This window comes from Streptomyces sp. NPDC047981, assembly GCF_040653315.1.
GTDB lineage: Bacteria > Actinomycetota > Actinomycetes > Streptomycetales > Streptomycetaceae > Streptomyces.
Genome location: NZ_JBEZNQ010000008.1, coordinates 95,948 through 122,096, shown reverse-complemented (window position 1 = coordinate 122,096; position 26,149 = coordinate 95,948). Strand labels below are relative to the sequence as shown.

Annotated in this window: 28 protein-coding genes; 13 read left to right on the top strand and 15 right to left on the bottom strand. The window is 72.1% G+C overall.

All coding sequences use genetic code 11. The annotated features are described in order from the left end of the window. Positions 1 to 4: 4 nt before the first annotated feature. Positions 5 to 991: an MBL fold metallo-hydrolase gene (locus AB0E14_RS07515; RefSeq protein ID WP_362413482.1), complete on the bottom strand. Its 987-nt coding sequence runs from the start codon at positions 989 to 991 to the stop codon at positions 5 to 7. 107 nt (positions 992 to 1,098) lie between these two features. After that, entirely contained in the window at positions 1,099 to 1,884 is a 786-nt protein-coding gene (locus AB0E14_RS07510) for a LysR family substrate-binding domain-containing protein (protein ID WP_362413480.1), read from the bottom strand. A gap of 78 nt (positions 1,885 to 1,962) precedes the next feature. On the opposite strand from AB0E14_RS07510, the gene AB0E14_RS07505 reads away from it, so the two are divergent. After that, complete coding sequence (locus AB0E14_RS07505; RefSeq protein ID WP_362413478.1) at positions 1,963 to 2,367, top strand: DUF5997 family protein; 405 nt, start codon at positions 1,963 to 1,965, stop codon at positions 2,365 to 2,367. On the opposite strand, the gene AB0E14_RS07500 is transcribed toward AB0E14_RS07505, so the two are convergent. The 6 genes from AB0E14_RS07500 to AB0E14_RS07475 form a co-directional block, all read right to left on the bottom strand. Beyond that, on the bottom strand, positions 2,315 to 3,154 hold the full coding sequence (locus AB0E14_RS07500; RefSeq protein ID WP_362413476.1) for an SGNH/GDSL hydrolase family protein: 840 nt from the start codon (positions 3,152 to 3,154) through the stop codon (positions 2,315 to 2,317). The genes AB0E14_RS07505 and AB0E14_RS07500 overlap by 53 nt on opposite strands. 69 nt (positions 3,155 to 3,223) lie before the next feature. Then, a complete protein-coding gene (locus AB0E14_RS07495) occupies positions 3,224 to 3,760 on the bottom strand; it encodes an NUDIX domain-containing protein (protein ID WP_362413474.1) in 537 nt (178 codons plus the stop codon). A 120-nt stretch (positions 3,761 to 3,880) separates the two neighbouring features. Next, positions 3,881 to 4,711 (bottom strand): DUF5995 family protein, encoded by an 831-nt coding sequence (locus tag AB0E14_RS07490; RefSeq protein ID WP_362413472.1) that lies wholly within the window; start codon positions 4,709 to 4,711, stop codon positions 3,881 to 3,883. 23 nt (positions 4,712 to 4,734) lie between these two features. Further along, the gene (locus tag AB0E14_RS07485; protein ID WP_362413470.1) at positions 4,735 to 5,169 is read right to left on the bottom strand and encodes a hypothetical protein; all 435 of its coding nucleotides are present in this window, start codon (positions 5,167 to 5,169) and stop codon (positions 4,735 to 4,737) included. A 164-nt stretch (positions 5,170 to 5,333) separates the two neighbouring features. Continuing rightward, the gene (locus tag AB0E14_RS07480) at positions 5,334 to 5,633 is read right to left on the bottom strand and encodes a DUF3817 domain-containing protein (protein ID WP_362413468.1); all 300 of its coding nucleotides are present in this window, start codon (positions 5,631 to 5,633) and stop codon (positions 5,334 to 5,336) included. Positions 5,634 to 5,638: 5 nt separating this feature from the next. Further along, a complete protein-coding gene (locus AB0E14_RS07475) occupies positions 5,639 to 6,070 on the bottom strand; it encodes a hypothetical protein (protein ID WP_362413466.1) in 432 nt (143 codons plus the stop codon). Positions 6,071 to 6,155: 85 nt separating this feature from the next. Between AB0E14_RS07475 and AB0E14_RS07470 the strand changes: the two genes are divergently transcribed. Beyond that, positions 6,156 to 6,497, top strand: coding sequence for a helix-turn-helix transcriptional regulator (locus AB0E14_RS07470; RefSeq protein ID WP_362413464.1), 342 nt, complete (start codon positions 6,156 to 6,158; stop codon positions 6,495 to 6,497). Then, positions 6,494 to 7,222, top strand: coding sequence for a permease prefix domain 1-containing protein (locus AB0E14_RS07465; RefSeq protein WP_362413462.1), 729 nt, complete (start codon positions 6,494 to 6,496; stop codon positions 7,220 to 7,222). Before AB0E14_RS07470 ends, AB0E14_RS07465 begins: the two co-directional genes overlap by 4 nt. Positions 7,223 to 7,271: 49 nt before the next feature. On the opposite strand, the gene AB0E14_RS07460 is transcribed toward AB0E14_RS07465, so the two are convergent. Beyond that, a complete protein-coding gene (locus AB0E14_RS07460) occupies positions 7,272 to 8,606 on the bottom strand; it encodes a cytochrome P450 (RefSeq protein ID WP_362413460.1) in 1,335 nt (444 codons plus the stop codon). Between the two features lie 121 nt (positions 8,607 to 8,727). On the opposite strand from AB0E14_RS07460, the gene AB0E14_RS07455 reads away from it, so the two are divergent. The 4 genes from AB0E14_RS07455 (at position 8,728) to AB0E14_RS07440 (ending at position 10,673) form a co-directional block, all read left to right on the top strand. Then, positions 8,728 to 9,321: a cysteine hydrolase family protein gene (locus tag AB0E14_RS07455; RefSeq protein WP_362413457.1), complete on the top strand. Its 594-nt coding sequence runs from the start codon at positions 8,728 to 8,730 to the stop codon at positions 9,319 to 9,321. Positions 9,322 to 9,343: 22 nt separating this feature from the next. Next, positions 9,344 to 9,673, top strand: a complete 330-nt coding sequence (locus tag AB0E14_RS07450) for a helix-turn-helix transcriptional regulator (protein ID WP_362413455.1) — start codon at positions 9,344 to 9,346, stop codon at positions 9,671 to 9,673. Next, positions 9,670 to 10,107 (top strand): DUF5990 family protein, encoded by a 438-nt coding sequence (locus tag AB0E14_RS07445; protein ID WP_362413453.1) that lies wholly within the window; start codon positions 9,670 to 9,672, stop codon positions 10,105 to 10,107. The genes AB0E14_RS07450 and AB0E14_RS07445 overlap by 4 nt, the downstream gene beginning before the upstream one ends. 119 nt (positions 10,108 to 10,226) lie before the next feature. Beyond that, positions 10,227 to 10,673: an SRPBCC family protein gene (locus AB0E14_RS07440; RefSeq protein WP_362413451.1), complete on the top strand. Its 447-nt coding sequence runs from the start codon at positions 10,227 to 10,229 to the stop codon at positions 10,671 to 10,673. Positions 10,674 to 10,687: 14 nt separating this feature from the next. Here the strand turns inward: AB0E14_RS07440 and AB0E14_RS07435 are convergent, their stop codons facing one another. Next, a complete protein-coding gene (locus tag AB0E14_RS07435) occupies positions 10,688 to 12,691 on the bottom strand; it encodes a right-handed parallel beta-helix repeat-containing protein (RefSeq protein WP_362413450.1) in 2,004 nt (667 codons plus the stop codon). Positions 12,692 to 13,058: 367 nt separating this feature from the next. On the opposite strand from AB0E14_RS07435, the gene AB0E14_RS07430 reads away from it, so the two are divergent. Then, complete coding sequence (locus AB0E14_RS07430) at positions 13,059 to 13,934, top strand: endo alpha-1,4 polygalactosaminidase (RefSeq protein WP_362413449.1); 876 nt, start codon at positions 13,059 to 13,061, stop codon at positions 13,932 to 13,934. Here the strand turns inward: AB0E14_RS07430 and AB0E14_RS07425 are convergent. Continuing rightward, positions 13,913 to 14,575, bottom strand: a complete 663-nt coding sequence (locus tag AB0E14_RS07425; protein ID WP_362413448.1) for an NAD(P)H-dependent oxidoreductase — start codon at positions 14,573 to 14,575, stop codon at positions 13,913 to 13,915. The genes AB0E14_RS07430 and AB0E14_RS07425 overlap by 22 nt on opposite strands. A 101-nt stretch (positions 14,576 to 14,676) precedes the next feature. Between AB0E14_RS07425 and AB0E14_RS07420 the strand changes: the two genes are divergently transcribed. Next, the gene (locus AB0E14_RS07420; RefSeq protein WP_362413446.1) at positions 14,677 to 15,021 is read left to right on the top strand and encodes a MerR family transcriptional regulator; all 345 of its coding nucleotides are present in this window, start codon (positions 14,677 to 14,679) and stop codon (positions 15,019 to 15,021) included. Here AB0E14_RS07420 and AB0E14_RS07415 read toward each other — a convergent pair. Then, positions 15,003 to 15,944, bottom strand: a complete 942-nt coding sequence (locus AB0E14_RS07415) for an AraC family transcriptional regulator (protein WP_362413444.1) — start codon at positions 15,942 to 15,944, stop codon at positions 15,003 to 15,005. The genes AB0E14_RS07420 and AB0E14_RS07415 overlap by 19 nt on opposite strands. Before the next feature lie 101 nt (positions 15,945 to 16,045). On the opposite strand from AB0E14_RS07415, the gene AB0E14_RS07410 reads away from it, so the two are divergent. Next, on the top strand, positions 16,046 to 16,945 hold the full coding sequence (locus tag AB0E14_RS07410) for an MBL fold metallo-hydrolase (protein ID WP_362413442.1): 900 nt from the start codon (positions 16,046 to 16,048) through the stop codon (positions 16,943 to 16,945). Here the strand turns inward: AB0E14_RS07410 and AB0E14_RS07405 are convergent. Then, positions 16,942 to 20,043, bottom strand: coding sequence for a glycoside hydrolase family 3 N-terminal domain-containing protein (locus tag AB0E14_RS07405; RefSeq protein WP_362413440.1), 3,102 nt, complete (start codon positions 20,041 to 20,043; stop codon positions 16,942 to 16,944). The genes AB0E14_RS07410 and AB0E14_RS07405 overlap by 4 nt on opposite strands. Before the next feature lie 140 nt (positions 20,044 to 20,183). Continuing rightward, positions 20,184 to 21,167, bottom strand: coding sequence for a LacI family DNA-binding transcriptional regulator (locus tag AB0E14_RS07400; protein ID WP_362413438.1), 984 nt, complete (start codon positions 21,165 to 21,167; stop codon positions 20,184 to 20,186). A gap of 339 nt (positions 21,168 to 21,506) precedes the next feature. On the opposite strand from AB0E14_RS07400, the gene AB0E14_RS07395 reads away from it, so the two are divergent. Both AB0E14_RS07395 and AB0E14_RS07390 read left to right on the top strand, forming a co-directional pair. After that, positions 21,507 to 23,417: a ricin-type beta-trefoil lectin domain protein gene (locus AB0E14_RS07395; protein WP_362413436.1), complete on the top strand. Its 1,911-nt coding sequence runs from the start codon at positions 21,507 to 21,509 to the stop codon at positions 23,415 to 23,417. Positions 23,418 to 23,551: 134 nt separating this feature from the next. Beyond that, the gene (locus AB0E14_RS07390; RefSeq protein WP_362413434.1) at positions 23,552 to 24,397 is read left to right on the top strand and encodes a hypothetical protein; all 846 of its coding nucleotides are present in this window, start codon (positions 23,552 to 23,554) and stop codon (positions 24,395 to 24,397) included. Positions 24,398 to 24,448: 51 nt separating this feature from the next. On the opposite strand, the gene AB0E14_RS07385 is transcribed toward AB0E14_RS07390, so the two are convergent. After that, positions 24,449 to 25,111: a Tat pathway signal sequence domain protein gene (locus AB0E14_RS07385; RefSeq protein ID WP_362413432.1), complete on the bottom strand. Its 663-nt coding sequence runs from the start codon at positions 25,109 to 25,111 to the stop codon at positions 24,449 to 24,451. A 301-nt stretch (positions 25,112 to 25,412) separates the two neighbouring features. On the opposite strand from AB0E14_RS07385, the gene AB0E14_RS07380 reads away from it, so the two are divergent. Next, the gene (locus AB0E14_RS07380) at positions 25,413 to 26,084 is read left to right on the top strand and encodes a TetR/AcrR family transcriptional regulator (protein WP_362413430.1); all 672 of its coding nucleotides are present in this window, start codon (positions 25,413 to 25,415) and stop codon (positions 26,082 to 26,084) included. The last annotated feature ends 65 nt before the right edge of the window (positions 26,085 to 26,149 follow it).

The following is a 26,149-nucleotide window of genomic DNA, read 5'->3' as shown; positions in this document are numbered from 1 at the left end:
GCGGTCAGCGGCGCGGGCGCAGGTCCGCGCCGTAGACCGTGCGGTAGTCCGGGACGACGACGCGCGTCCCGGGTGACTCGCGGTGGACCTGACCGATCAGTCCGGCCAGGTCCATCGTCGGGTCGGCCCGTACGGGCTCGCGCAGAGGCGTCTCGAAGTTGTCCCAGTGCACGGGCACGACGACCTCCGGACCGCCGAGGGCCCGCAGCAGCCGGGGCACGTACCGGTGGGTGGCGGAGCTGGAGGGCACGGCGACCATCGCCGCATCCGGGCGGAGCCCCTCGGCGGCCCGCTGGTCGAAGTCGCTGGCGCCCATGAGGAACAGGGTCGGTCCCTCGGATCCGGCCGTCACCTGGAAGGCGAGGGTGTCGCCCTCCGGCAGGTCGGAGATGGTGGCCGGCACGGCGGCCGGCGGCCCGCAGAGGGTGCCCGGAGCGAAGTAGGAGTGCCGCTTGTTGCGGCTGTGCAGGCTCGCGACCACCTCGACCACCAGACCCTGGCCGAAGTCCAGCACCTCGCCGCCCTTGACCACGGAGATCTGCCCCGGATCGACGCCGAGGGCGACCAGCAGGTGATAGGTCGTCTCGGTCCCCAGCACGCGGGCACCCGTGGTCCTGGCGAGGTGGGGAACGTCGGCGACGTGGTCCCAGTGGGAGTGACTGACCAGGATCAGCTCGGGGTTCCCGGCGTACTCCCGCGCCAGCCTCGCGTCGGTCTTCGCGAGCGGGGTGGCCGGGTCGAAGGAGGCCTCGAAGAGACCGGTCCTGAAGCGGGTCAGATACGGGTCGAAGAGCACCGTCCGCCCGCCGGTGTCGATCCGCCAGCCCGCCGTCCCCAGCCAGCGCAGCAACACCGAGCCGGGCGAGGGGGCGGGTGTGGAGACGCCGGCCGGGCGGGCGTGGGCGGCGGCAGGCAGCAGTGGTAAGGCCGAACCGGCGGCGGCGCCTCGCAGGACGGTCCGCCGCGGGAAGGTACGCGTGTCGTCGTTCATGCCGCCAGAAGATCAGCCGGCACGCGCGCCTGTCCAAGACCGGATCGCCGTGGCACCCATAGGCATACGGCTATGGAGACCCGGGGCGCCACGGTCCGGTGAACGGGTCAGGACCTGCGGCGCGGCTTCCCCGGCTTGGCCCCGCGCTTCACACCCTTCGCCCCCTTGGCGCCGCCCTTGGCCGCGGGCCTGCCTCCGGTGTTCCGTTCCGGACGCTTGGCCTTGTCGCCCGCCTTCGCCTTCGCCTTGGCACCGGCCTTCGGCTGCGGGGGAGTCTGCGGGCGGCCCCGGGTGCTGTTCACGGTCCGCCCCCTGACGATCCCGATGAACTGCTCCACCAGGTCCGGGGTCGGCTCCGCCCGCGGCCAGGACAGGGCGACCCGGGACTCGGGCGCGTCCCGAAGGGTCCGGTAGGTGAGGTCCTTGCGGTGGTGCAGCCGCGCCAGTGACTGCGGGACCACGAGCAGCCCCACGCCCGCCGCCACGAGCTCGATCGCGTCCGCCGTCGTCGCCGGACGCTCCAGCGCCGGCACCCCCGGCGGGCGCTCCCAGTCCAGGGTGTCGTCCAGCGGATGCAGCACGACCTCCTCGGCCAGCTCCTCCGGCGACACCTCCTCGACGGCCGCCGCCACATGGTCCTTCGGCACGACGACGACGGTCGTCTCGACGTACAGCGGGATCGCGCTGAGATCCGGGTCGTCGACGGGGAGCCGTACGAAACCGGCGTCCGCGCCGCCGTCCCGCAGCAGCTCGAGGGCCTCGGCGGCGGGCACCGGGACGAGGGTCAGCGGGACGTCCGGGAGCCGCTCGTTCCAGATCCGCACCCACTTCGTGGGCGTCACTCCGGGGACGTACGCGAGCCGGAACGAGGAGGGTTCTTCCTGGCCAGTCACCCCGCCAGGTTACCCGCCGTGGTCCTGAGTGGATCAGCCGTGGTCAAGGGCCGTTCATACGCTCGATACCCTTGACCCATGACGTCGCACCAGACCGCCCAGACGATGAAGCCCGCGACCGCGGCGAAGAAGCTGGGTGTGTACCTCGAGGCCACCCCCGCGGAGTTCCAGGAGGGTGTCGTCTCGCGCACCGAGCTGAACGCCCTGCAGACCGACCCGCCCGAGTGGCTGCGCGAGCTCCGCGCCAACGGCCCCCACCCCCGCCCCGTGGTCGCGGCGAAGCTCGGTATCTCCATCTCCGGCCTTGCCCGGGGCGGTATCACGGATGCCCTCACCACCGAGCAGATCGAGGCTCTGAAGCAGGAAGCCCCGGAGTGGCTCCAGAAGGAGCGCGCCACCCAGGCCGAGGTCCGCAAGGAAGCGGTGCGGATCAAGGAGCAGCAGGCGGAGAAGGCCGCGAAGGCCGACCGCTCGCACTCCTGACCTCCCCGCTCCCGACCGGCACCAGGTCGGGACGCTTCGCCGCGCGGCCGTCTCCCGAGGAGCGGCCGCGCAGCCGTCTGCCGATCCACGGTCCGAGGAAGCCCGCGACCCACCGCGCCTCGTCGAGGGCCCTGCGCGGGCCCGACGCCGGTGCGCCGGGCGCCGCGGGCAGCGGACGCGTCCAGGAGTCGTCGCTGCCCGGCAGTCCGAGCGCGTCGGCGACGGCGGCGGCGATCCTGGCGTGACCCAGCGGACTGGCGTGCAGCCGGTCCGGGCTCCACAGCCGGGCGTCCGTCACCACCGGGTGGAGGTCGGTCTCGGCCACCGCCACCCCGTGCCGCGCCGCCGCCGCGCGGATCCCCGCGTTGAGCGCGACGACCCGGGAGGCGACCGGCCGCGCCACCGGGACCAGCCGCCCGAGGTCGGGGAACGCCACTGTCGCCACCCGCGCGCCCGCGGCCGTGAGCTCGGCGAACATCGCCTCCAGGTGACCGACCACCTCGTCCGCGTCGAAACGGGGCCTGAGCAGGTCGTTCATCCCCGCGACCACGGTGGCCACATCGGGCCGCAGCGCGAGCGCGGGGCCGAGCTGCTGTGCGCGCACCTGGCCGACGAGCCTGCCCCGCACGGCCAGGTTGGCGTAGGCGAGCCCCGGACTGCCGACCGCCATCAGCTCCGCGAGCCGATCGGCACAGCCGCGCAGCCCCGTGCTGTCGTCGCCGTCCCCGAGGCCTTCGGTCTGACTGTCGCCCAGGGCGACATAACGCTCGTACGGGCCGGTGTGCATACGCGTGGCGCTCCTCCGTGCGGCGACGCGCCCCGTGCGACGCGCCCTCGGAGGTATTCAACACCCCACCTATTCAATTACGCGACTAGGGTCCGGGTTGTCGTGAGGCTCCGGGGTGATGGAGTACCGATGGAACGGCCCCTCTTCGATGGGCAGTTCCGGGCGCCACATCCGCAGCGCCTGGGCGGAGGGCGTGAACAGGGGCTGGGGGAGACGGTCGAGCGCGGTCCACTCCCAGCGCTCGATCTTGTCCGGCTCCGCGACGACCGGGGTGCCGCTGAAGGCCCGCACCACCGCCACCGCCGTCAGCCGGGTGACCTGCGTCGACGTCATCGAGTCCAGCAGGATCCCGATGACGTCGACATCGGTGGCGTCGGCCACGAGGGTGGTCTCCTCGGCGAGTTCGCGCACGGCCGCCCGCTCGATGGACTCGCCCGGGTCGACCTTGCCGCCGGGCAGCTCCCACGTGCCGCTCGGATGGAGCCCGAGCAGCACCCGCCCCGCCCCGTCGGTCACCACGACACCGGCCCCGAGCGAGGCCTGCGCGGTCGGCGGTCGGGCGTTGCGGTGGGGCGGTGGCGTGGTGGGCCGGTCGGCCGGACGCATGTCGACTCCTCGTACGAACCATGGACGCGTGTCGCCCACCAGCCAACACCATGCCCGCCGACGGCCTGTTGCGAAGGGAGATCTTGTTCGTTGAAGACCGCCTCTCGTGGGGCGTGGTGACTACACGAGGGGTGTACGTGCTGTGGGCCAGTGCCGGCGGTCGGGAATCAACCTGCGCAGGATCCACAACCCGGCGCGCAGCTTCCGGTTCCCGGGGGAGCGGATCTCGGAGATGAGCGCGGCGGTGCTTCTGGCGATCGACCGGGACGCTTCCTCGGTCGAATCCGGGTCCAGGAGTCTGTCGCAGTTGAACCAGGCCAAGCCCCGTGCGACTCGGATCCCGTAATTGGTCAACAGTTCGTCGCTGCGCGTGAACAGTTTGTCCAGGGAGCTGAGTCCACGCATGTACCTGGACGAAAGGTCGTCCTGGACCTCGTCGATACAGGACGCCAGTACGGCGTTCATGCGGTGGAAGTCGGCGATATGGCGGCGGTCGGCCGTGGACGTCGCCATGTGCCGCAATGCCTCCGGCAGGTCGTAGGACATGTGCGCCATCATGGAAAAGAGCACGTCTTCCAGCAGGTAGGAGCGCCGGACGCTCGAGGCGGCGAAGACGTCTCGCCATGGTTGAGGGATGGTGTCCGGCAGTTCGCCGGGCTGGATCTCGTCTGCCGGGCCACCGGGCCGTACTGCCAGCCATGCGTCGATGCTGTCCATCGCGCTGAAGTAGGCCGATGCGAGCGTCTCGCACAGCTCGGCGACCCAGGGCGGGTCCTTGAACGCGGGGCTGCCGGTGTCCAAGGCTGTGGCGAGCGTCGTCGTGAGGCGGTAGTACGTGTAGGCGAAGGCGGCCCGGCGATCGCGTGTGGTGTCGTACTGCCTGACCCGGTCGGCAAGCAGTGCGGCGACCCGGGTGACCTTCTCGGCGGGGAGCATGGACTCGGCGGTCATCGGGAGTCTGTTCCAGTCGCTCGCTAAGCCGGCGCGCTGATCAGGCGGGTTTCCTCGGTCACTCGGCCCCAGTCGCACAACAGTTCCGCGAAGAGGCTCTGGCGGTCGGCCGCAACTTGATAATCCGCGGTCCAGGGGGTGCCGAGCAACGGCATGAGGTAGGTCGCGGCCATCCCTTCGTCGCGAATCTCGGCGGAGTAGGTGAAGGTCCGTGTGAGCAGGCGAGGCACAGGGCCGAGCCTCTCGTTCCCGTTCACCGTGACTCCGGTTCCGTCGCTGTGCAGTACGTACTCTTCTTCCAAGAGGTACAGGGTCATGCCGAACTTGGAGATCCTGACCACGTTGTCGGCCACGCCGAACTCGCCCTCGTTCGGCTTCGCCGCGATCGTCGACTCCTGCCGTGGGGCACCCGTGAGCCGCTCGACGGTGTGCATGGCGGTCGCGAGCAGCTTGTTCATCAACCCGATGTCGCTGCGCAGGAGGCGACGCCAAGAGGTGACGCGGAAGGTGGCGATTCCGTGCCAGGTGCCGGTCCCGATGTCGAAGTAATAGACGTGATTGGGCGCGTTCGTGCGGGTGCGAGAGATGCCCTCGGTCTATTGTCACGTTGTGTAGCATATCATCACTCCTTGTGAGCGCCGATCCTGGACGCGGCTCGACCGCGCCAAGCGGTCTGGTGGCCGCCCTTGAGCCGGCGCAGGGCCAGGAGGCCGCCGACGCCGGGGATGACGGAGAGCCGGCGTGCCCCCGACGCGGCGGCGCCGGGCACCGGCCACGCGGCCGCGATGGTGACGAGATATGCCGTGCCGTGCACCGGGCCGACGAGCGACGAGACCGCGGGTGTGTGCGTGGTGAGCAGGTTGACCAGGAGGGCCACCAGGGAGAACGCCTCCACGCCGGCCGCGATGCGAAGGGTGCGCATGGTCGTCACGCCCCCGTGGTCGAGCCGGGGCGGACGATCATGAGGACGACGACGACCGCCCAGAGGATGTTGAAGACCCCGGTGAGCATGGCCAGGCGCGGAGAGCCGGCGGCGTCCCCGGCGCCGTCGGCCCCGCTCAGCAGGGCCCGCTGTCCGGGCAGTATCGCCAGGACCAGGACGGCCGCGGCGATCGCTGTGAGGGCCAGTGACGTGAGCAGCCAGGCGTCGGCGAGGACGCCGAGCTGGAGCGCGGTCGCGATCCCGAAGACCGGGACGGCGACCCCGGCGACCGCGTACCCCCGGCAGATCCGGTGCAGCAGCGCGGCGACCGGCGAGGCCTGGCGCGCGTAGCGGGGGAACAGTGAGGCGGCCACGGTGATCGGTCCGACCACCAGGATCGCCGCGAGGACGTGCATGGACAGCAGCAGCTTGGTCACTGCGGACCCCTCCAGCCGAGGAAGTAGATATGTTGGCTGCCAATAGATAGCACGTCTACGCGTCGAGTGTGTAGGCTGCCTACTCATGAGGGCGGATGCGGTGCGAGGGCACCTCGACGGACTGCTGCTGGCCGTACTGGAGCAGGGGCCGTTGCACGGATACGCGATCATCACCGCGGTCCAGGAGCGCAGCGGAGGCGTGCTCGACCTGCGCACGGGCACGATCTACCCGGCGCTCAACCGGCTGGAGCGGATCGGGCTGCTGAGCAGCAACTGGGACGCGGTCGGCGAACGCCGCCGACGCTGCTACGAACTCACCGAAGCGGGCCGCGAGGGCCTCGCGGGGGAGCGGGCGGCCTGGCGCGCGTTCACGACGGCCATCGGCTCGGTCCTCGACCCGGCCGTGCGGCCCGGACCCGCGACATGAGCTCCCTCGCGGCGTCGAACGACCCTTACGAACCGGCGGGCCCGAACGGTCCGAACGGTCCGAGCGACCCGGTGGGCCCGGACGGCCCGGCCGACCCCGTCGACACGTACGTCGCCGAACTCCGGAGCGCCCTGCACGGCCCGCCGAGGGCGACCGCGCGCCTCGTCGAGGAAGTGCGCGGCGGGCTCGTCGACACCGCCGAGGCCCATCTCCACGAAGGCGTGTCCTACCAGGACGCGGTCCGGCGTGCGGTACAGGAGTTCGGCACCCCGGCCGAGCTCGCCCCCGCCTGCCAGCGGGAACTGACGATCGCCCAGGCCCGTCACACCGCCCGCTCCGTCGTCCTCGCCGCCCCACTGCTGCTCGCCTGCTGGTACGCGCTCCTCGCGACGGGGACCGGCCAGGACGGGCTGCTCGCCGGAACGGCCCGGTCGCTGGCCGCCGTCGCGGGCGTCGCAGCCCTGCTCGCCGCGACCGCCCTGGCCGCCACCGGCCCCCTCGCCCGCCATGTGCCCGTACCGCACCGACTGCCGCTCCTGATCGCCTGGACGGGCACGACCGCCAGCGTGTCGATGGCCGTGGCGGCCCTCTCGCTGGCTGTCGCCGCCTTCACGACCGCCGCCTGGCCCCTGATCGCGACGGCCTGCACCCTCGCGGCCGCCTCGCACGCGCTCACAGCCCCGTCCGCCCGCGCCTGCCGCCGCTGCGCCCGCCTGCCCGCCTGAACGGGACAGATCGGGACCACTCGCGACCGCATCCGGGCAGTCGCGCGCCCTACGGGGTGACGCTCACCCGCACTTCGAGGGGGGCCCGGAACGAGAGCAGGTCCAGGACCGGCGGGAGCGGCGCGCCCGGGGTCAGGTGGAGACCGGGGAGTCGGCGCGCCGCCGCGCGCAGCGCGACGGCGGCCTCCGTACGCGCCAGGGACGCGCCCGGGCAGCGGTGGCGGCCGACCCCGAAGGACAGATGGTGGCGGATGTTCTCGCGGGAGGGGCGCATCCGTTCCGGATCGTCGAAGACCTCCCGGTCGGAACCGCTGCCCATCAGCATGAGCAGCAGTTCGGCCCCCGCGGGCAGCCGGACGCCGCCCAGCTCCACCGGCGCCGCCGTCACCCGGCGCCACGTCGTCACCGGCGGTTCACGGCGCAGCACCTCCTCGACCCATGCCTCGGCCAGGCCGTCCTCGTGCGCCACCCGCTGCCACAGGCCGGGTTCGGCCAGCGCGCCCCGCAGGACGGTGGCGATGAGCTGGCCGGTGGTGGACTGACCGGCGATGAAGACGAAGAAGCACGCCCCGACCGCCGTCGCCACGTCCAACGGCTCGCCGCCCGGCAGCCGGTGGCGCGCCAGCGCCCCGACGAAGCTGTCCGGCGCGGCGGTCCTGTCGGTGACGACCGACGTCAGCCACTGGTGGAACTCGCCCACCAGCGCGGCCAGTTCGACCTGCCGCTCGGGCGTCGGCCGACCGTAGAACAGCTCCAGGGACGCGTCGCTCCACCGCACCAGGGTCGCGGGGGCGAGACCGTCGATCCCCAGCAGCTCCATCATGACCCGGCAGGGCAGCGTGTGCGCGAAGGTGCCGAAGAGGTCGCTGCCGCCCCGCTCGTCGAGCTCCGCCCGTACGGCGTCGAGGAGTTCGTCCGCGACCCGCTCGACGACGGGCACCGCCGCCGCGACCCGCTGCGCGTTGAAGAACCGTGTGACGACGCGGCGCAGCCCCGCGTGGCTCTCGGTCGCGTTGTTGGCCAGGGCGGGCCGCAGCCGGAAGCCCGCGCGGGCGAGCAGCCGGAGCGCGGGAACGCCCAGCGGGGTGATCGCGTGCTGGGCGTTGTCCGGCCGGAACACCTCGGGGTCGAGCAACACCCGGCGGACGTCCTCGTACCGGCTGACCAGCCACAGCCCGGTGGCGGCGTCACGATGGACGGGGGCCCGGTCCCGCAGGACGTCGAGCCACGGGTACGGGTCGCGGACGAAGTCCTCCCCGAACACGTCGAGCCGGTCCAGGAGCGGGAGGGGCGAGCCCTCGGCGCCGGTCGTCCCACCGTACGGACAGGAGCCGGCGGGAGCCGTCGCGGAAGCGGGCCCCGGCCCGCCGGGGGCGGATGTCACGCTCGCGGACGCTAGCACGCGCCCCCGCGCCTACCGGACGGTCTGTGCGCCGGATCACGCCTGGTCGGGCGCGTCGCGAAATCCTGTGGAGGCGCCCCGGGCGGCCGGACAGGATGACGCCATGACCCTTCCCGCTCTCCCCGCAGAAGCCCTGCTGGTCGTGGACGTCCAGACGGCCTTCGTCACCGGCCCCGGCGCCGTCCCGGACGCCCGCCGCCTCCTGGACCGTACGGCCGCCCTGATCGCCCGGGCGCGCGAGAGCGGCGCGCTCGTCGTCCACGTACAGAACGACGGCCCGCCCGATTCGGACTGCGCGCCCCACACCCCCGGCTGGCAGCTCCACCACCCCGTCGAACCCGGCCCCACCGAAGCGGTCGTCCGCAAGGTCCGCGACGACGGCTTCGCCGGCACTTCGCTGAGCGGCCTGCTGACCGGCGCGGGCGTCCGCGCGCTCGCCGTCTGCGGAATGATGTCCGAGATGTGCGTCCAGGCCACCGCGCGCACGGCCCTGGAACTCGGCTACCGCGTCGTCCTCCCGTACGACGCCCACGCCACCCACGACATCCCGGCCGCCCCCGGGATCGCCGACGCGGTCCCCGCCGCCACGGTCTCCCGCGTCGCCGCCTGGGCCCTCAGCCGCGAGGCCGACACCACCACCCCCGCCTCCGCCGTCACCTTCACCGCACCAGGCCGTGGGACGGGTGCCCTACGATGAGCCCGGGAGGTCGACACAGCCGATGGTGACACCACGACGCAGCGGACAGGAGCGGATCCCGCCCCACCCGGACCTCCGCACGATCGGCCTCCAGCAGGTCCTCGAAGCGCTCGTCGACCCGGTGCGCCGACAGATCGTCAGCGTCCTGCACGCAGCCGAGCAGGACCTCAACTGCGGTGCCATCGAGCTGCCCGTCAGCAAGTCCACCGCCACCCACCACTTCCACGTGCTCCGCGAGGCCGGGCTCATCCGGCAGCACTACGTGGGCACCTCCCGGATGAACGGGCTGCGCCGTGAGGAGTTCGACGAGGCCTTCCCCGGCCTCCTCCAGGCCGTGGTGGGCAGGCAGTGAGCACGTCGGCGACCCCGCTCGCCCTGCGCATCGTCGGCACCGAGCTGCCCGGACGCTCCTGCGGCACCTTCACGGACGTCCATGTCGCCGTGCAGCGCGGACGCGAACCCGACGGCGCGGTGCCGGGCGACGCGGCCGAGGCGGTGTGGGAGTTCACCGTCGACACCGTGCTCGCACCGGACGGCACCCGGGACTTCCGCGGACCGTACGTCCACGGCAGGCGCGGCGCGCGGTTCCTCTACCTCACCTGGGGCGAGTGGCCGCCGGGCGGCGCGTTCACCATGTTCCGCCGGGCCAAGCTCTTCCTCGACGACCTTCCCGCGCCCGCCCTCGACCGGGGCGCCGCCGAAGGCCGGCTCGGCCTGACCGACCTCCACGGCCTGCCGCTCTGCGCCGCCGTGCGTCCACCCCGCATCCGGTGGACGGCCGGCTGAGCAGGCTTCCGTCGCGTCGGTGAGCCACCGTCACCCGAGCGGCGCCGCCGGGGACGCGGCGTGGGACGTGCCTGCGTACGATCGCCGTCACGGCAGCGCAGACCTCAGGGAGTGGGTTCATGTCCGGACAGTTCGAGGCGACGACGGACGTCGACCGCCCCATCGACGAGGTCTTCGCGTTCCTCGCCGACGGTCGCAACGACCCGAAGTTCAGCCCGCGCGTGCAGAGGATCGAACGCGTCCCGGACACCCCGACGGCCGTCGGCACCGTCTTCCGCAGCACGGTGAAGGACGCCGGGATGACGACCTCCCGCGAGTTCCGCATCACCGAGTTCGACGCGCCGCACCGGATCCGCTGGGCCGAGATCTCGAAGAACATCGTCACGGCGAGCGAGGGCGGTTACGACCTCGAACCCCTGCCGAGCGGCGGCACGAGGGTCAGGATCCACAACGTCCTGGAGGGCCACGGCATCGGCAAGCTCCTCATCGGCCTCGCCCTCTCCGGCGCCCGCAAGGACGCCGACGCGTTCGGCCGCCGCATCAAGGCGGCGGCCGAAGCGTCGTGACTCCCGCGGCGGGGTCAGGGCGTGACGGGGACGTTCGTCAGGCCGCTGCCCGCGTTCGTGACCGTGTTGGACGCGTACACGACGTTCGGGTTCGCGCCGCACTTCGACGTGGACGTGATCTTGATGGCGTACGCGCCGACCCCGCCCAGATCGGACCTGTTGCCGCGCCACACATTGCCGCAGCCGTTGAGGAACGACGGTGACGTCGACGGGTTGTGGGTCTCGTAGCCGTTCGCGAACGTGCCGGGCGAGGAGAACGTCCCGGTGTTGTTCTCGATGAGATAACCGATGCCCTTGGCGTCGGTCCACGAGTCGGCCGAGTTCTGGCCGCTGATCCCGGTCCCGTCGAAGGTGTTCCCGCGGATCACACCGTTCGAGGTGCCCTCCTTGATGTCGATGTGCTCGGCGGCGACCTTCGGGCCGAAGGTGTTGTCGAGGACCTGGACCCGGTCGGAGCGGTCCACACCGCCCTGGTTGCCGTGACAGGCCCAGTTGGAGCCGGCCGAGCCCAGGTAGACGCCCTCGCCATAGCCGGCCTGGACGAGACCGGTGTGGCTGATCTTCGAGTTCCGGATCACGCCGTCGGCCGAGGAGCGCCGGAAGTGCACCGCCTCCTCGTCCACGTGGTGCACGGACAGGCCGTCGATCGTCACGTGGTGGGAGTCGTCCAGGACGACGCCCTTCTTCGACTCCTTCACCGTGAAGCCGGTGAGCTTCCAGTACGGCGCGCCGTACAGCCACAGGCCGTAGCCGGTGTCGACCCCGGCGGTCGGCACGGGACACGACGGGCCGGTGCCCGAGGGGCCGTCGTTGACGAGCACCGCGTCGGCCGGCCCCGTCAGTGTGATCGGCGCGGACGCCGTCCCGGCCTTCTGGGTCTGGAACGCACCGCGGTACTCACCCGCAGCCAGCCGGATCGTCTGCCCCGGCTGGGCGTTCGCCAGCGCGCTCCGCAGCTGCGCGGCCGTCGACACGTCGACGACCGGACCGCCGCCGCCGGCGGTGGTGGCCGTCGACCGAAGGTTCCTTCCCGCGGTGTCCACGGAGGCGATCTGGAAGATCTGCTGCCGCATGTGCAGGTTCACGTACTTGGACGCGTCGGTGACCGTCTGCTGCTGGTAGAACCTCGCCGTGTTCGCCGCGCCGACCCAGAGATGGGCGCCGACCTTGAAGCGCAACATGTCCGCGTTGGTGGCCAGCTTGATCTGGGTCGCGCCGACCGCCGGGCCCTCGCGCAGGGGGACGCCGCTCGCCCAGTGCTGGTTGACGCTGCCCTCGAAGATGTCCTTCCGGTTCGCGGGAGCCGAGGCGAAGTCCCTCGCGTACCTGGGGGAGACCTCGCGGGTCTGCACCCGCAGCAGGCCGCGTCCGGGCCAGGTCCAGCCGCCCTTCCCGGCGCCGTGGGTCATCCCGTCCTCGTCCCAGTCACTGCCGTCGGCGGTGAGGGTGTCGTAACGGGTGTCGGCGTCCGGGCGGAAGGCGAGCGTGGTCTGCCCCATGCCGGCGCCGCGAAGCACCATGTAGTCGGCGTCCAGGGCGAGTTGACGGGTCACCACGATCCGCCCCGCGGGCAGGGTGATCGAGGACAGCTTGGTGTAGCCGGCCGACGGTGTGCAGTTCGTGCGGATCGCGTCGACGGCCCGCTGGAGACCGGTCGTCGCGTCGCTGCCGTCGGCCCGCACGCCGTACTGCGAGGCGAGTTCGGCCGCCGTGATGTGGCAGGCCGCGTCCGGGTTGGCCTCGGCCGCGCCGGGCAGGGCTGCTCCGCCCCGGTAGCCGGCCTTGCTCCAGTCGGGCAGGCCGGCGATGGGGGCACGACGGTTCGCGCTGGTCAGGTCGGGTATCGCGGCAGCGGCAGGCGGGGCGGACCGGTCGGTGGCCGCGGTCGGGGAGGCGGCGCCGGCCAGGCCGGTGACACCGGTCAGCGCGGTGGCGACGGCGGCGGCGACCGCCAGGGGGCGGCGCCACCGGTGGGGGCGGTCACTGTGTGCGGGGCGTGACTGATGTGCGTATGACATCCGACGTCCTCGGGGTGAGTGCTGCTCGATGGTTAGGAAATGTTCCTAACCATTGCGCGGGAGAGTAGAGAGGGTCGGTGGAGGTGCGCAAGACTCTGAACGTGATCCGTGAATATGACCTTTGTTCAGATACATGTCCGCCGCGGTGATGTGACACGTGATCAGACGCGGACGTGTGCGGCCGGCGTGTCGATGAGGGCCACGGCCGGCGAAGTGCGCCGACCGGACCCGCCCGTTGACACACGGACGGGCCGTGCCCGAAGGCCGTGGAGGGGGCCGTACGGTAGGTCCGCACGCACAGCCCGCGCCCTCCGCCGAGCCGAAAGGCCGTAGCGGACCGGCGCTCGACGACCTGGAGCCCCGTACCGTGGCAGCCCGCCTCCCTCGCCCTCTCCGCGTCGCGCTCCCGACCCTGGCACTGGCCGGTGTCCTCGCCACCGCGGCGGTCGGCTGCGCGTCGCCCGGCGACGGAGGGGACGGCGGCGACTCGGCCCCTTCGTCCCCGCCGCCCTCCTCCGCCCGCACCGTCGCCCCGCCCGAGCCCCACGTCGGCTTCGACTACCAGATCGGCGGTCCCTACCCGCCGCCCCCCGGAGTCGGCGCGGTCTCCCGTGACCGGACGGCCGAGCCGGCCGACGGGCTGTACAACATCTGCTACGTCAACGCCTTCCAGGCCCAGCCCGACGCGACCGACTGGTGGCAGGAGAACCATCCCGACCTGCTCCTGAAGGACGCGGCCGGAGCGCCGGTCATGGACCAGGACTGGGACGAGGCCCTCTTCGACATCTCCACTCCGGACAAGCGCGAGCGACTCGCCGCTGTCGTCGGCGAGTGGATCGAGGGCTGCGCGACCGCCGGATTCCAGGCCGTGGAGGCCGACAACCTCGATTCCCACGAACGCTCCGGAGGCCGTCTCACCGCCGAGCACGACCTGGCCTTCGCCCGCCTGCTCGTCGCCCGGGCGCACGCGGCCGGACTCGCGATCGGGCAGAAGAACGCCGCCGAACTCGCCCAGCGAGGCCGCGCCCTCGGCTTCGACTTCGCGGTCGCCGAGGAGTGCGGCCAGTACGACGAATGCGAGCCGTACGCGACGGCCTTCGACAACCGCGTCCTCGTCATCGAGTACGAACCCGCGGGCCTCCGGCGCGCCTGCGCGCGCTGGGGTGCCACTCTCTCCATCGTCCTGCGCGACACCGATGTGCGCCCGGCCGGAGAGACCGGCTACGTCCGCGCGACCTGCTGACCGCCACCCGGCTGGTCCTGCTCGTCCCGCTCGTCCCGCTCGTACGGGAAGCGTGCCAACGGGGCCTCCCGGGCGAAGAACGTCTTCGCGCGAGTCAGCGCCGAGGCGTCCTCGCGCACCTGCCCCGGCCGCGAAGCGCTCCCGCACAGCAGGCCGCCGAACCGCATCCCCAGGTACGCGGCCGAGTGGTGGAGCGCCGTCTCGAGCCCGCCCGCGACGACGGTGTCGTGATTCGCCATCACGGACACGCCCCACAGCGTCCGGCCCGCCATCCGCTCCTTGAAATCGGAGCCGGGCGCGTTCAGCCAGCCCGACCAGTAGTCGAGGTACCGCTTGGTCTGGGCGGAGAGGGTGTACCAGTACAGCGGCGACGCGAGGACGATGTCCGTCGCCGCGACCGTGGCCCGCCGCAGCACCTCCTCGTTCTCGCCGACCGGCCAGCCCTCGGTCTCGTGCCGGCCGTCCTGGAAGTCGGGCAGCGGCAGTCGGGACAGGTCCACCCAGCGCCGCGCGACACCCTCCGGCAGCTGCTCGGCCGCGGCGCGCGCGAGTATCTCCGTGTTGCCCTCGGCACGGGAACTCCCGAGGACGAAGAGGAACGAGCGCTCGCGGTCCTGATCGACCAGGGGCAGAGAGGTCATGGCGGTCTCCTGTGGTGCGGTGCGGAATGTCCTTCCGGGAAGGGACGTTAAGCCTTCACACCGATGCGAAGGTCAAGCACGACATTGAACGGGCAGGTCACATGCTGATCGGAGAACTGTCGAGGCACACGGGCGTCAGCACACGACTGCTGCGCTACTACGAGGAGCAAGGCCTGCTCGAAGCCGCCCGTGGCCCGAACGGCTACCGCACCTACTCCGACGACGCCGTGACCACCGTCCGGCAGGTCCGCGCCCTGCTGCTCGCGGGCCTGTCGACGGATGTGATCAGGGAGATCCTGCCCTGCGCCCGGGGCGAACTGCCCGAGTTCGACTGGTGCGTCGACGTCCGCGCGATCCTGGACCGCGAACTGGCCGCGGCCGACGTCCGCATCGAGGACCTCCGTCGAGGCCGCGAGGCCCTCGCGGGCTATCTGCCGAGCCCCTGATCCGCCCCACCGGCCGCTTCCCGCTGCCTCCGCCCGTCCCGGTACCGCCCCGGTGTCGTACCGAACTCGCGGCTGAAGGCGTGCGACAGGGCGTACGGCGTCCCGTAGCCGACGCGTCGGGCGATCGTGGCCAGGGAGTCGTCGGTGTCGCGCAGCCGCGCGGCGGCCAGGGTCAGCCGCCACCAGGTGAGGTACGCCATCGGCGGCCGCCCGACCAGGGACGTGAACCGGCGCGCGAGCGTCGGCCGCGAGACGCCGGCCCGTTCCGCCAGCCGGTCGTTGGTCCACGCGGCGGCCGGGTCGGCGTGCAGTGCCCCCAGGGCCGCGGCCGTCACGGGGTCGCCGAGGACGGCCGGCCACGCTCCGCCGCCGTCCTGGGCCACCCAGGCCCTGATCATGTAGACCAGCAGCAGGTCGACGAGGCCGGGGACGGCGATCCCCGCCCCGGGCCGCTGCGCGCTCAGCTCGCCCCCCAACAGGTCGATGGCGGACCGCAGTTCGGCCTGGCCGCCCACCCGGTTCGGCAGATGGACGATGGTCGGCAGCTCGGCGAGCAGCGGGTGGACGCGGCTGTGATCGAGACGGTACTTGCCGCACAACAGCTCCGTGGTGGGCGCCGGCGAACCCGGCGGGCCGCCGGTCCAGGCGTCGAACGGCACCGCCCGCGCGACGGTCTCCGCGTCGGCGGGCGAGTCCGCGATCACATGCCCGGTCCCGTGCGGCAGGAGGACCGCGTCACCGGCTCCCAACGACACGGCCGAGCCGCCGTCCGGCAGCAGCCAGCAACCGCCCTCGAGCACCACGTGAAACCCCGCGCCGTCGTACGGCGCCAGGCGCGCACACCAACGCCCGCCCACCCGCACGCGGTTGGACGAAGCCCGCCCCGTGCGCACGGTCGCGATCGCGTCGCTCACCACATCCATGCCCACAGCGTATCCAGCACCTCGCCGGTGAGACGATCACGTATCCGGTGGAGCAGAGCGGGCATTGAGCAGCTCAACCGCCTCTTCCTAGGCTCTGCGTCATGGACACCGCACAGAACACGCAGCGCATGACGCTGGGAGACGTCGAGGTCATCCGGGTCGTCGAGTGGCAGGGTGGCTTCGCTCCCGCCCGGGGGCTGGTCCCGGACGTCGAGCCCGACCTGTGGCGCGCCCACACGGAACAACTCGCGCCCGACCACTGGGATCCGCACACGGACCACGCCGTGATGGCGCTCCAGACCTGGGTTCTCCGCAGCGCCGGACGGACCGTCCTCGTCGACACCGGCGTGGGAGACGGCCGTGAACGGCCCGGCACACCGTTCCACCACTGGCGCGGAGACTTCCTCGGCGCACTCGCGCGGGCCGGGATCCGCCCCGAGGACGTCGACGTCGTCGTCAACACGCACATCCACGCCGACCACGTCGGCTGGAACACGACCCGGACCGACGGCGAGTGGGTCCCGACCTTCCCGCGCGCCCAGTACCTCGTCCCCGCGGCCGACGACGCCTTCTTCGGCCCCGGAAACACCGAGGGGCGCGGCCGGCAGGCGCACGACCGGCTCGTGTACGAGGACAGCGTCGCGCCCGTCCACCGAGCCGGCCGGTCGCTGCTCTGGGACGGCGCGTACCGCATCGACGAGCACCTCACCCTGGAGTCCGCACCCGGCCACACCCCCGGCTCCGCCGTCCTGCGGCTTGCCTCGGGGGGCGAGCGCGCGGTCTTCGTCGGCGACCTCCTGCACAGCCCGGTGCAGCTTCTGAGGACCTCCTGCAACAGCTGCTTCTGCCTGGACGCGGCGGCGGCCGTCACCAGCCGCCGCCGCGTCCTCGAACGAGCGGCCGACGAACGGGAACTGGTCGTCCCCGCCCACTTCGGCGGCACCGGCATCGCGGAGGTACGCCGCGAGGCCGGCACCCTCACCGTCGGCCGATGGCCCTAGAGGCCCTGGCGGGCCTGACCCGCGCTGTCGGCCGCCGCGTAAGCGGTCCGCAGTTTCGCCACCGCGCCCGTCAGGTCCCCGGTGAGCAGCAGGTGGTCCGCCTCGGCGAACGGCTTCGCCGTCGCCTCCGTGACGTTCCCGCCGATCCTCTGCTGGACGATCACACGGGCCCGCGCCACCAGCTCGCGGCCCTCCGCCGACGTACCGCGCCCGAGCGCCTGCAGGACCTTCGCCGCGACGCCGATGGCCCGCAGCGCGGGGTCCCCGCCGGCCGGGGCCGGGGAGAGCGTGGTCAGCCCCCAGCCGTACGGGAACTGCGGATCGTAGGCGGCGTCCCCGACGTTCACCGGCAACTGCTCCGCCGACTTCGGCCAGGTCACCGGCAGCTGCCCGGTGAACGGACGGGCCCCGTACAGCACGTCGGCGACCCCGTCGCCCTCCGTGCCCGGCAGCCATGACGCGACGAGCGCGTCGATCGCGCCCAGCCGGTCGCCGATGAGCTGCGGGCGCCCGGACACCACCAGGACGGCGCACTTCATCGCGGCGCAGACCTTGTCGACAGCGGCCTTGTCGGCGGCGGCGAGCTCCAGGTCGTGTCCGTTGCCCACGTCGCCGATGCCCTCCGCGTACGGCGTCTCGCCGACGACGACCACACCGACGTCGTACCCGTCCAGGGCGGCCGAGGCATCCTTGGAGTACGTGATGTCCGCGTCCGGCGCCGCCTTCCGCATGCCCTCCAGGATCGTCGTCCCCGTGGTCGTCCGGCCCGACGCGCCCTGCCAGCTGATGGTCCAGCCGCCCGCCTGGTTGCCGAGGTCGTCGGCGTTGGACCCGGCGACGTACACCTTCCGGTCCTTCTTCAGCGGCAGGAGGCCGCCCTCGTTCTTCAGCAGTACCTGCGACTTCGCGACCGCCTCGCGCGCCACCGCGCGGTGCGCGGGCGAGCCGACCTCGGCCAGGTGGGAGGTGTCCGCGTAGGGCCGCTCGAACAGGCCGAGCCGGAACTTCTGCGTCAGGATCCGCGCGACCGCGTCGTCGATCCGCGCCCGGCCGATCCGGCCGGCCGCCACCTCGTCCTGCAAGGTCCGCGTGAAGCCCTGGTAGTTCGTCGGCACCATGATCATGTCCAGCCCGGCGTTGACGGAGGTCCGCACATCGCTCGGGTAGTCGCCGGGGATCTGGTCGATCGCCTGCCAGTCGCTGATCACGAAGCCCTGGAAGCCCATGCGCTCCTTCAGGACACCGTTGATCATCTCCGCGTTGGCGTGCATCTTCACCGGCCCCTGGTCGTCGCCGATGACGTCCAGGGAGGAGTACGACGGCATGACCGTGCCCGCCCCGCGCTTCACCGCCTCGGCGAACGGCGCGAGATGCACCGCCTCCAGCTCCTCCCGGGTGACCTTCGTGACGCCCTGATCGATGGTGTACGAGCCGGTGGTCGACGAGCCGAACTCCGTCCCGCCGTCGCCCACGAAGTGCTTGGCGCTGGTCAGCACCTTGTCGGCCCGGTCCAGGTCACGGCCGTCCGCCGCGCCCTGCATCCCGTTGATCACGGTCTCCATCGCGGTCACCAGGGCCGGGTCCTCGCCGAACGCCTCGTAGGAGCGCCCCCAGCGCTCGTCGCGCGTGACGCAGACGCACGGCGCGAAGTCCCACGGGATGCCCGTCGCCCGCACCTCCTTGGCGGTCACGGCGCCGGTCCGCTCGGCGAGCTTCGGCTCACGCGTCGCGCCGATGCCGATGTTGTGCGGCATGATCGTCGAGCCGACGACGTTGTTGTGGCCGTGCACCGCGTCCACGCCGTAGATCAGCGGGATCTGGAAGCGTGTGGCCTGCGCGCGCAGCTGGTAGCCGTCGATCATCTTCGCCCACGCGGCCGGCGTGTTGGGGGAGGGCACCGACCCGCCGCCGGAGAGCAGCGAACCGAGGTCGTAGCCGGCGATGTCGCCCGGCGACCGCAGCGCGTTGCGCTCGGCCTGCGTCATCTGGCCGGCCTTCTCGGCGAGCGACATCCGCCCGAGCAGGTCCGCCACGCGCTTCTTCACCGGGAGCTTCGCGTTCAGATACGGCAGCCCGTGCGCGTTCACGACGACCACCGGATGCTCCGCCGGGGCCTTGGCGCCCGTGACGCCCAGGGTGAGCGGGATCGTCTCGGCCGATTCGGCGGAGCGGTCCTTCTTCGTCGCCACGGCGATCGACCGGCTCGTGCCCGAGGCCGTGCCGGCCGGGAAGGTCACGGAGCCGCTGACCGGCGCGTAGTCCGTCCCGGACTCGGCGGTGCCGCCCGTGCCGTCGGTCGTGTACGTGACGGTGACGGGCTCGGCGAGCGGGGTCGACCCCGTCGTGGCTACCGACACCTTCACCTCGGCGGTGCCTCCCTCGTCGACCGGGTGCACGGCGGCGTCGGTGACGACCTTGGTGTTCAGGGCCGGCTCGGCCGTCCCGTACAGCTCGACCCCGTCCATGGCGAAGGCGCCCGGTGAGCCGGGCGGCAGCGTGAGCGCGTACCCCCACATCTCGTTCAGGCCGAGCACCTGGTCGATGCCGCCGACCGGCTGGTAGTCGGCGCGGTACTGGAACTCGGAGAACGGGATCTCGACGAGGTGCCAGCCCTCCCAGTCGTCCGTGAACGACGTGGTCCACAGCTCGGACGCCTCGCCGTTCGCCCCGCCGTCCTTGATCTCGAAGTTGACCCGCTTGCCGGAACCGGGCGGCAGGGGAGCGGTGTTCTGCCCGTACCACCAGAAGCGGATGCCCCTGTACGCGGTCCAGTCGTGGGCGGGCCTGTCGAACGCGAAGTCGTGGCTGAACCCGCCCCAGCCGCTGATGTCGTAGTCGCCTTCGAGGACCTTGCCGCCCTCGGGCGCGTCACCCCGCTCGGCGATCCGCAGCTTCGGCGGGTCGTCCGCGTCGCTGCCCCAGGTGAAGATGCCCTCCGCGGGCGGTCCGGCGAAGGGGATCTCCCCTTCGAACCGGTCGACGGCCACCGGAGCGGGCGCGGCCGCGGGCTCGTCGGCTGCGGCGCTCGGCAGGGTCGCTCCGGAGAGAAGGGTGCCGAGCAGAGCGGTGACGGCGATCACCGCCGTTGTTCGTGGCATTGCGGCTCCTTGTACGGGACAGAGGGACGTACGGGTACCGGGTAGGCATCGCGGCAAGGCGGGGCCGGGAGCGGCGGGCTACGGAGTGACGGGGCGTCCGGAGGAGGAGCCCGGTGCGGCGACGGAGCGGTCGGGCCGCGTCATCCGCCTCCGGGCGCGGAGCGCCGCACGACGAGTTCGGTGGGCAGGACCACCGGTTCACGGGGGATCGGCTCGCCGGCGAGCCCGGCCAGGAGCATCCGCGCGGCGGTCTCGCCCATGTGGCGCATGGGCTGGCGGATGGTGGTCAGCGGCGGTTCGGTGTGCCGGGCCATGGGAATGTCGTCGAAGCCGACGACGGCGACGTCGTCGGGGACGCTCCGCCCGGCCTCGCGCAGTGCGCGCAGCACACCCGCCGCGATCAGGTCGTTGTGCGCGAAGACGGCGTCGAAGTCGCGGCCTTCGGCGAGCGCCCGCCGCACGGCCGAGCGACCGGTGTCCTCCGTGAACTCGCCCTCCACGACGAGTTCGGTCGCCAGGACGTCGCGGAAACCGTCGAGCCGTTCCCGTACGCAGCCGAAGTCGCGGCGCCCGGTGACGACCAGCGGCCGGGTACGGCCCGAGGCGAGCAGATGGCGGGCGGCTGCCTCACCACCGGCGCGATTGGTCGTGGCGACCGACGGGAACGCCGGATGCCGGCCGCGGTCGTCGATGAGCACGACGGGCAGGCCGCGCCGGTGCATCGCCGCGATCGTGTCGAGCGTGTTCTCCGGTTCCACGACGAGGAGCCCGTCGAAGGCCCGGGCGGAGACCTGACCGGCGAAGTGCCGGACGGAGTCGGCTCCCCGGTTGCACGTGAAGAGCAGCAGCCCGTAACCGGCCGCCTCGACGGTGTCGACGACACCCTGGAGCACCTCGCCCATCCACGGCCAGGTGAGCGACGGCGTCAGCATGCCGATCGTCCGGCTGGAGCCGCGCGCCAGACCGACAGCCCCCGAGCTGGGGACATAGCCCAGGACGTCGATCACTTCACGAACACGGGCGGCGGTCGCCGAGTCCACCTCCGCCCCCGTGTTCAGGACCCGGGACACCGTCGTCTTGCTGACACCCGCCTGACGTGCGACGTCGGCGATCGTGACACGCATCGGGGCCTCCGCGGCGAAGGGACTGACATCGGTGTCGGTACCGCTTCCGGAACCGGTTCCGACGCGGTGCGGCGAGTCAACCGTCACCCCGCCCCGCCGTCAAGACTTCACGCCGTGAACGCCTCGATCTGCCCACTGACGCTCCCAACTCGGCTCGTGCGTTCAGGACATGAATGCGCGACACCTTGACGACGGACCCGAAGCCCAGTTCACTCTCGACGCGAACCGGCCCACCCGTTCTCGTCCCGTACGGCCTCGTCCCCTACGGCCTCGCCCGTCCCCGCCGCGCCGGACCTGACGCCCGGGCTTCCCCCACACGCCGCCGAGAAGGGCACCCACATGCTCCGTTCGACGCACCGCCGCACCCCGCGAAGGCACCACGACCGTCTGCTGAGAACCCTCCTCGCCGGCGCGCTCGCCGCTTCGGGCCTCACGGGCCTGGCCGGCCTCACCGGTCTCTCCGCCGGCACCGCGCACGCCGCGGGGGAGCAGGTGAACGTCTGGCTGACCACCACCGACGACGCGGGCGGCCGCCACGTCACGCGCGGCCTCCAACAGCAGACCCCGATCGCCTTCCAGAGCGGCAACGGAGGCGCGGGCACCACGCTCACCGTCGACGAGAACACCCGCTACCAGACCTTCACCGGCGGTGGCGCCTCGTTCACCGACACCGCCGCCTGGCTGATGAAGGGCTCCGGTGCCCTGTCCCAGGAGACCCGGGACGCGACGATGCGCAAGCTGTTCTCACCGACCGAGGGCATCGGTCTCTCCTTCGTCCGCAACCCCATGGGCGGCTCGGACCTGGCCCGCTTCGGTTACACCTACAACGACCTGCCGGCCGGTCAGACCGACCCCACCCTCGCGCGCTTCTCCCTCGCCCACGACCTGCAGGACGTCCTGCCGCTCACCAAGCAGGCCAAGCAGCTGAACCCGGCGCTCACCCTCGTCGCCTCGCCCTGGACCGCCCCCGCCTGGATGAAGGACAGCGGGCAGCTGAACGGCGGCTGGCTGAAGGCCGAGAACTACGGCACGTACGCCGACTACTTCGTCAAGTACCTCCAGGGCTGGCGCGACCAGGGGGTCCCGGTCGACTACGTCACCGCCCAGAACGAGCCGACCTGCTGTTCCGGATACCCGTCGATGAGCTGGAACGCCTCCGGGCTCGCCTACTTCACCAAGAGCGAGCTGCTGCCGGGGCTCCAGTCCGCCGGCCTGTCCACCAAGGTCCTCGCCCACGACTGGAACTGGGACACGTACGACGCGTACGGCGCCCAGACGGTGGACGACGCGGCTGTCCGCAGCCACCCGAACTTCGGTGGCGTCGCCTGGCACGGCTACGGCGGCGACATCGCCAAGCAGACCCAGATCCACGACCGCTACCCGCAGCTGGACGCCTTCCAGACCGAGCACTCCGGCGGCACCTGGATCGCCAACCAGCAGCGCGAAGACATGATGAACATCATCGACTACACGAGGAACTGGGCGAAGTCCGTCACCAAATGGTCCCTCGCGGTCGACCAGAACCGGGGCCCGCACAACGGCGGCTGCGGTGTCTGCGACGGCCTGATCACCGTCCACAACGGCGACTCCCGGCACGGCCAGGTCGACTACACGATCGAGTACTACACGATGGGCCACCTCACGAAGTTCGTCCGGCCCGGCGCCCACCGCATCGCCTCGACCGCCGCCTCCGACGTGCCCAACGTCGCCTGGCGCAACCCCGACGGCTCGAAGGCCCTCATCGCCTACAACGACGCGACGAGCGCGCGCCAGCTGACCGTGAACTGGGGCGCGAGCCACTACACGTACACGCTCCCCGGCAAGACCTCCGCCACCTTCACCTGGGCGGGCCCCCAGTCCGCCGGCCAGACCCTCGTCGGCCTCAACGGCGCCTGCCTCGACGTCGCCGGCGGCTCCTCCGCCGACGGCACGCCCGTCCAGCTCCACCAGTGCAACGGCTCGGCCGCCCAGAACTGGACCCTCCACCCCGACGGCACGGTCCGCGCCCTCGGCAAGTGCCTGGACGTGACCGGGGGCTCGACGGCGGACGGGGCCAAGGTCCAGCTCTACACCTGCAACGGCACGGGCGCCCAGCGCTGGCGCCACGAACCGGCAGCCGCCGACCTCGTGAACGTCGCCGCCGACAAGTGCCTGGACGCCACGGACCACTCCTCGGCGAACGGCACCCGCGCCCAGATCTGGTCCTGCACGGGAGCGGCGAACCAGAAGTGGCGCCTGACCGTCCAGTAGGACCCGGGTTCTCACGGGACGGTCCTCCCGGGCCGTCCCGTCGAACGCTTCTCCGGACCTGTCCGCACAGCCCGCCAACCGCCCCCGGGCCCCCGTCACCAGCCCTGCACCTGCGGGACCTAGGGTTCCCACCCATGACCGACCGCGTACTGGAGCTTCTCCGCAGCCGTCCCGAACTCGCCGCGCTGGCCGAGTTCCCCTTCAACTTCGACATCGGGCGGGCCTACCACGTGGAGGAGGTTCACCTGGCGTCCGGCGCATCCTTGGAGGCGATCGCCGGCGACGACACCGGCGGGACGTACTTTCTCTGCGGCGGAACGGCCGTGCTCCACGCCTCCTCCGACGGCTACGCCTCGCTGCTCGCCGACTCCGTGGGCGAAGCGCTCGAGATGCTCGTCCGATTGCCCGCGTGGTGCGAGGACATCACGTACGGCATGGACGAGCAGGCCCTGCTCGCCGCCGTCCGAGAAGGGGACGACGAGGCCCGTGAGCAGTTCGCCCCCGACCTGGACGCCCAGCGGGCGGCCCTGATCCACGGTCTCGGCCTGCCGGACCGGCCGTTGGCCGACCTTCTCGCCCGCTCCGAGTCGGCCACCAGGCGGACCGATCCGAACTACGTCCTGCTCAACTCCGCCGAACTACGCGCGTACCAGCTGGAGGAGAGCTACCGGCCCGACCTGCGCGCCCTCGTCGGCGAACCCGGCCAGGGGGGTGAGGACCCACCGGCCGAGGCCCTCGGCGGGCTGCCGCCGGAGAGCCCGTTCACGTGGATCGAACGCGCCCGCCGACAGGGTCATGTCGAGCACGCCCGGATCGCCCTCATCCGCATGCTCGACGAAGCCGGACCTGCCCGGGAGCCCCTGCGGCGCATCGCAGAGGCACTGGAAGGCGTGGGCGACCACGCCCAGGCCGCGCGGGCCCGGTCCTACCTCGGCTCACCGGGCGGGGCCCGGCCCGCGGAACCGTCCGGGAGCGCCTGACGGGCGCTTCCGGACGGACCTGATCCGCTACGACCCGCGCGCGGACGCCGGTCAGTTGACGAAGACCGGGGCGCCGCCCTGGGTCGAGTCCGACACCGGGGCGTACTTGGCCGTGAAGAAGCCGTTGGCGGGGCAGGTGGCGGGCCCACTGGCCTTCGTGAACTGCTGGTTGGCGAAGGCGAGCGAGTTGTCCGTGTTGGACGGGGTCGCCGTGAGACCGCCTGCCCGGTAGACGCAGGTCGTCAGCCCCAGGATCGTGTTGATCTTCAGGGTGGTCTGGATCGGTCCCGCGCTCCCGGCGGTCACGGTCAGCGAGCCGCCCGAGGTGACGGCCGTCGTGTACGGGAGGTTGTTGACCGTGATGCTCTGCACGCCGGTCGCGCCCGGGATGTTGGTCGTACAGCTGCTCAGGGTGTGCGCGTTGAGCGTCTCGGTCGCGGTGCCCGGCGCCGCCGGGTTGCCGGTGACCGTCGCGTTGAACGCCGAGGAGTTGCAGGTGATGCCGCTGCTGCCACCGGACGTGGTGGCGATCTTCGCCGTACTGCCCGAGGCGAGGGAGGCGACGAGGACGTCGCCGACCGCGACGGCCGGGCCGCTCGGACTGCCGGTCGTCAGGACCTCGCCGACGGCCCCCGTGGCGGTGGCCGGGTGGGTGACCGCCAGGACGGCGGCGACGGCGGCTCCGAAGGAGGCCAAGAAGGCACGCTTGTTCATGGTGGGGGTTCCTTTCGTCCCAGGGTGAGGGTGCTCGAAGCGAGCAGGACGGAGCGAAGGGGGGATCCTGGGTCGGGCCGATCCGGCGCCACGGATCGGCCCAGCGGTGTCGCGGGAGGCGACGAGAGCGTGATACACGATGTGCGGTGCGGTGGTGCCGCGTGTGTGCGGTGCGCGGTGCACGGTGCGCGGGTGCGGAATCCGGGCCCGTCGCCGGCCGCACACACGAGAGGAAAACCCATCAGGGTTGTAAACCTGTCGAGTATGTGACGTCAACAGCCCCGAGGGGATGTGGCCGGTGATGGGCGCTCGTCCGACCGAGGAGTGGCAGGCGCTGCCCGGCGCCCGCACGGGCCGTGACCCGGAGCGTTCCCTGCGCCCGGGCCCCCGTCGGCTGACCCCTGAGCAGGTGGCCTCGCGGCAGCGCGAGCGGCTGCTGGACGGCGTGGCCCGGATGGTCGCGGCACACGGCTACGGCGGTGCCCGGATCAGCGACATCTGCCGGGCCGCCGGAGTGACCCGCCCGGTGTTCTACGCCCTGTTCACCGGCAAGGAGGACGCGGTCCTCGCCGCGTACCGGAGCGGTACGCAGCTGGTCGTACGGGCCATGGAACGTGCCTACGCGGAGGCGGGCGGAGCGGAGTCGTGGTCGGCGGCCGTGCGGGCCGGGCTGCGGACGATGCTGGCCCTGCTCGCGCAGACTCCCGCGTTCGCGCGGATGGTGGTGGAGATCGAGTCGGCGGGCCCTGCGGGTCGCCGCGCCCGCGCCGAACTTCTGGCCAGTTTCCGCCGGTTCTTCGTGCAGGCCCCTCCCGCGCCGCCGGGAGTGGCGCGCGAGGAGCTCGTGGACACCGTCGTCGGCGCCGTCCACGCGGCGGTCCACCGGGCGGTGGACGAGGACCGGACGGACCGCCTCCCTCTCCTGCTCGACACGCTCGTCCATGTCGTGGTGTCCCCGTTCAGGGCGCTGTGAGCAGCCCCTGAACGGGCCGTGAGCATGCCCTGAGCAGTCCCCGACCAGTACCGGAGCAGTACCCG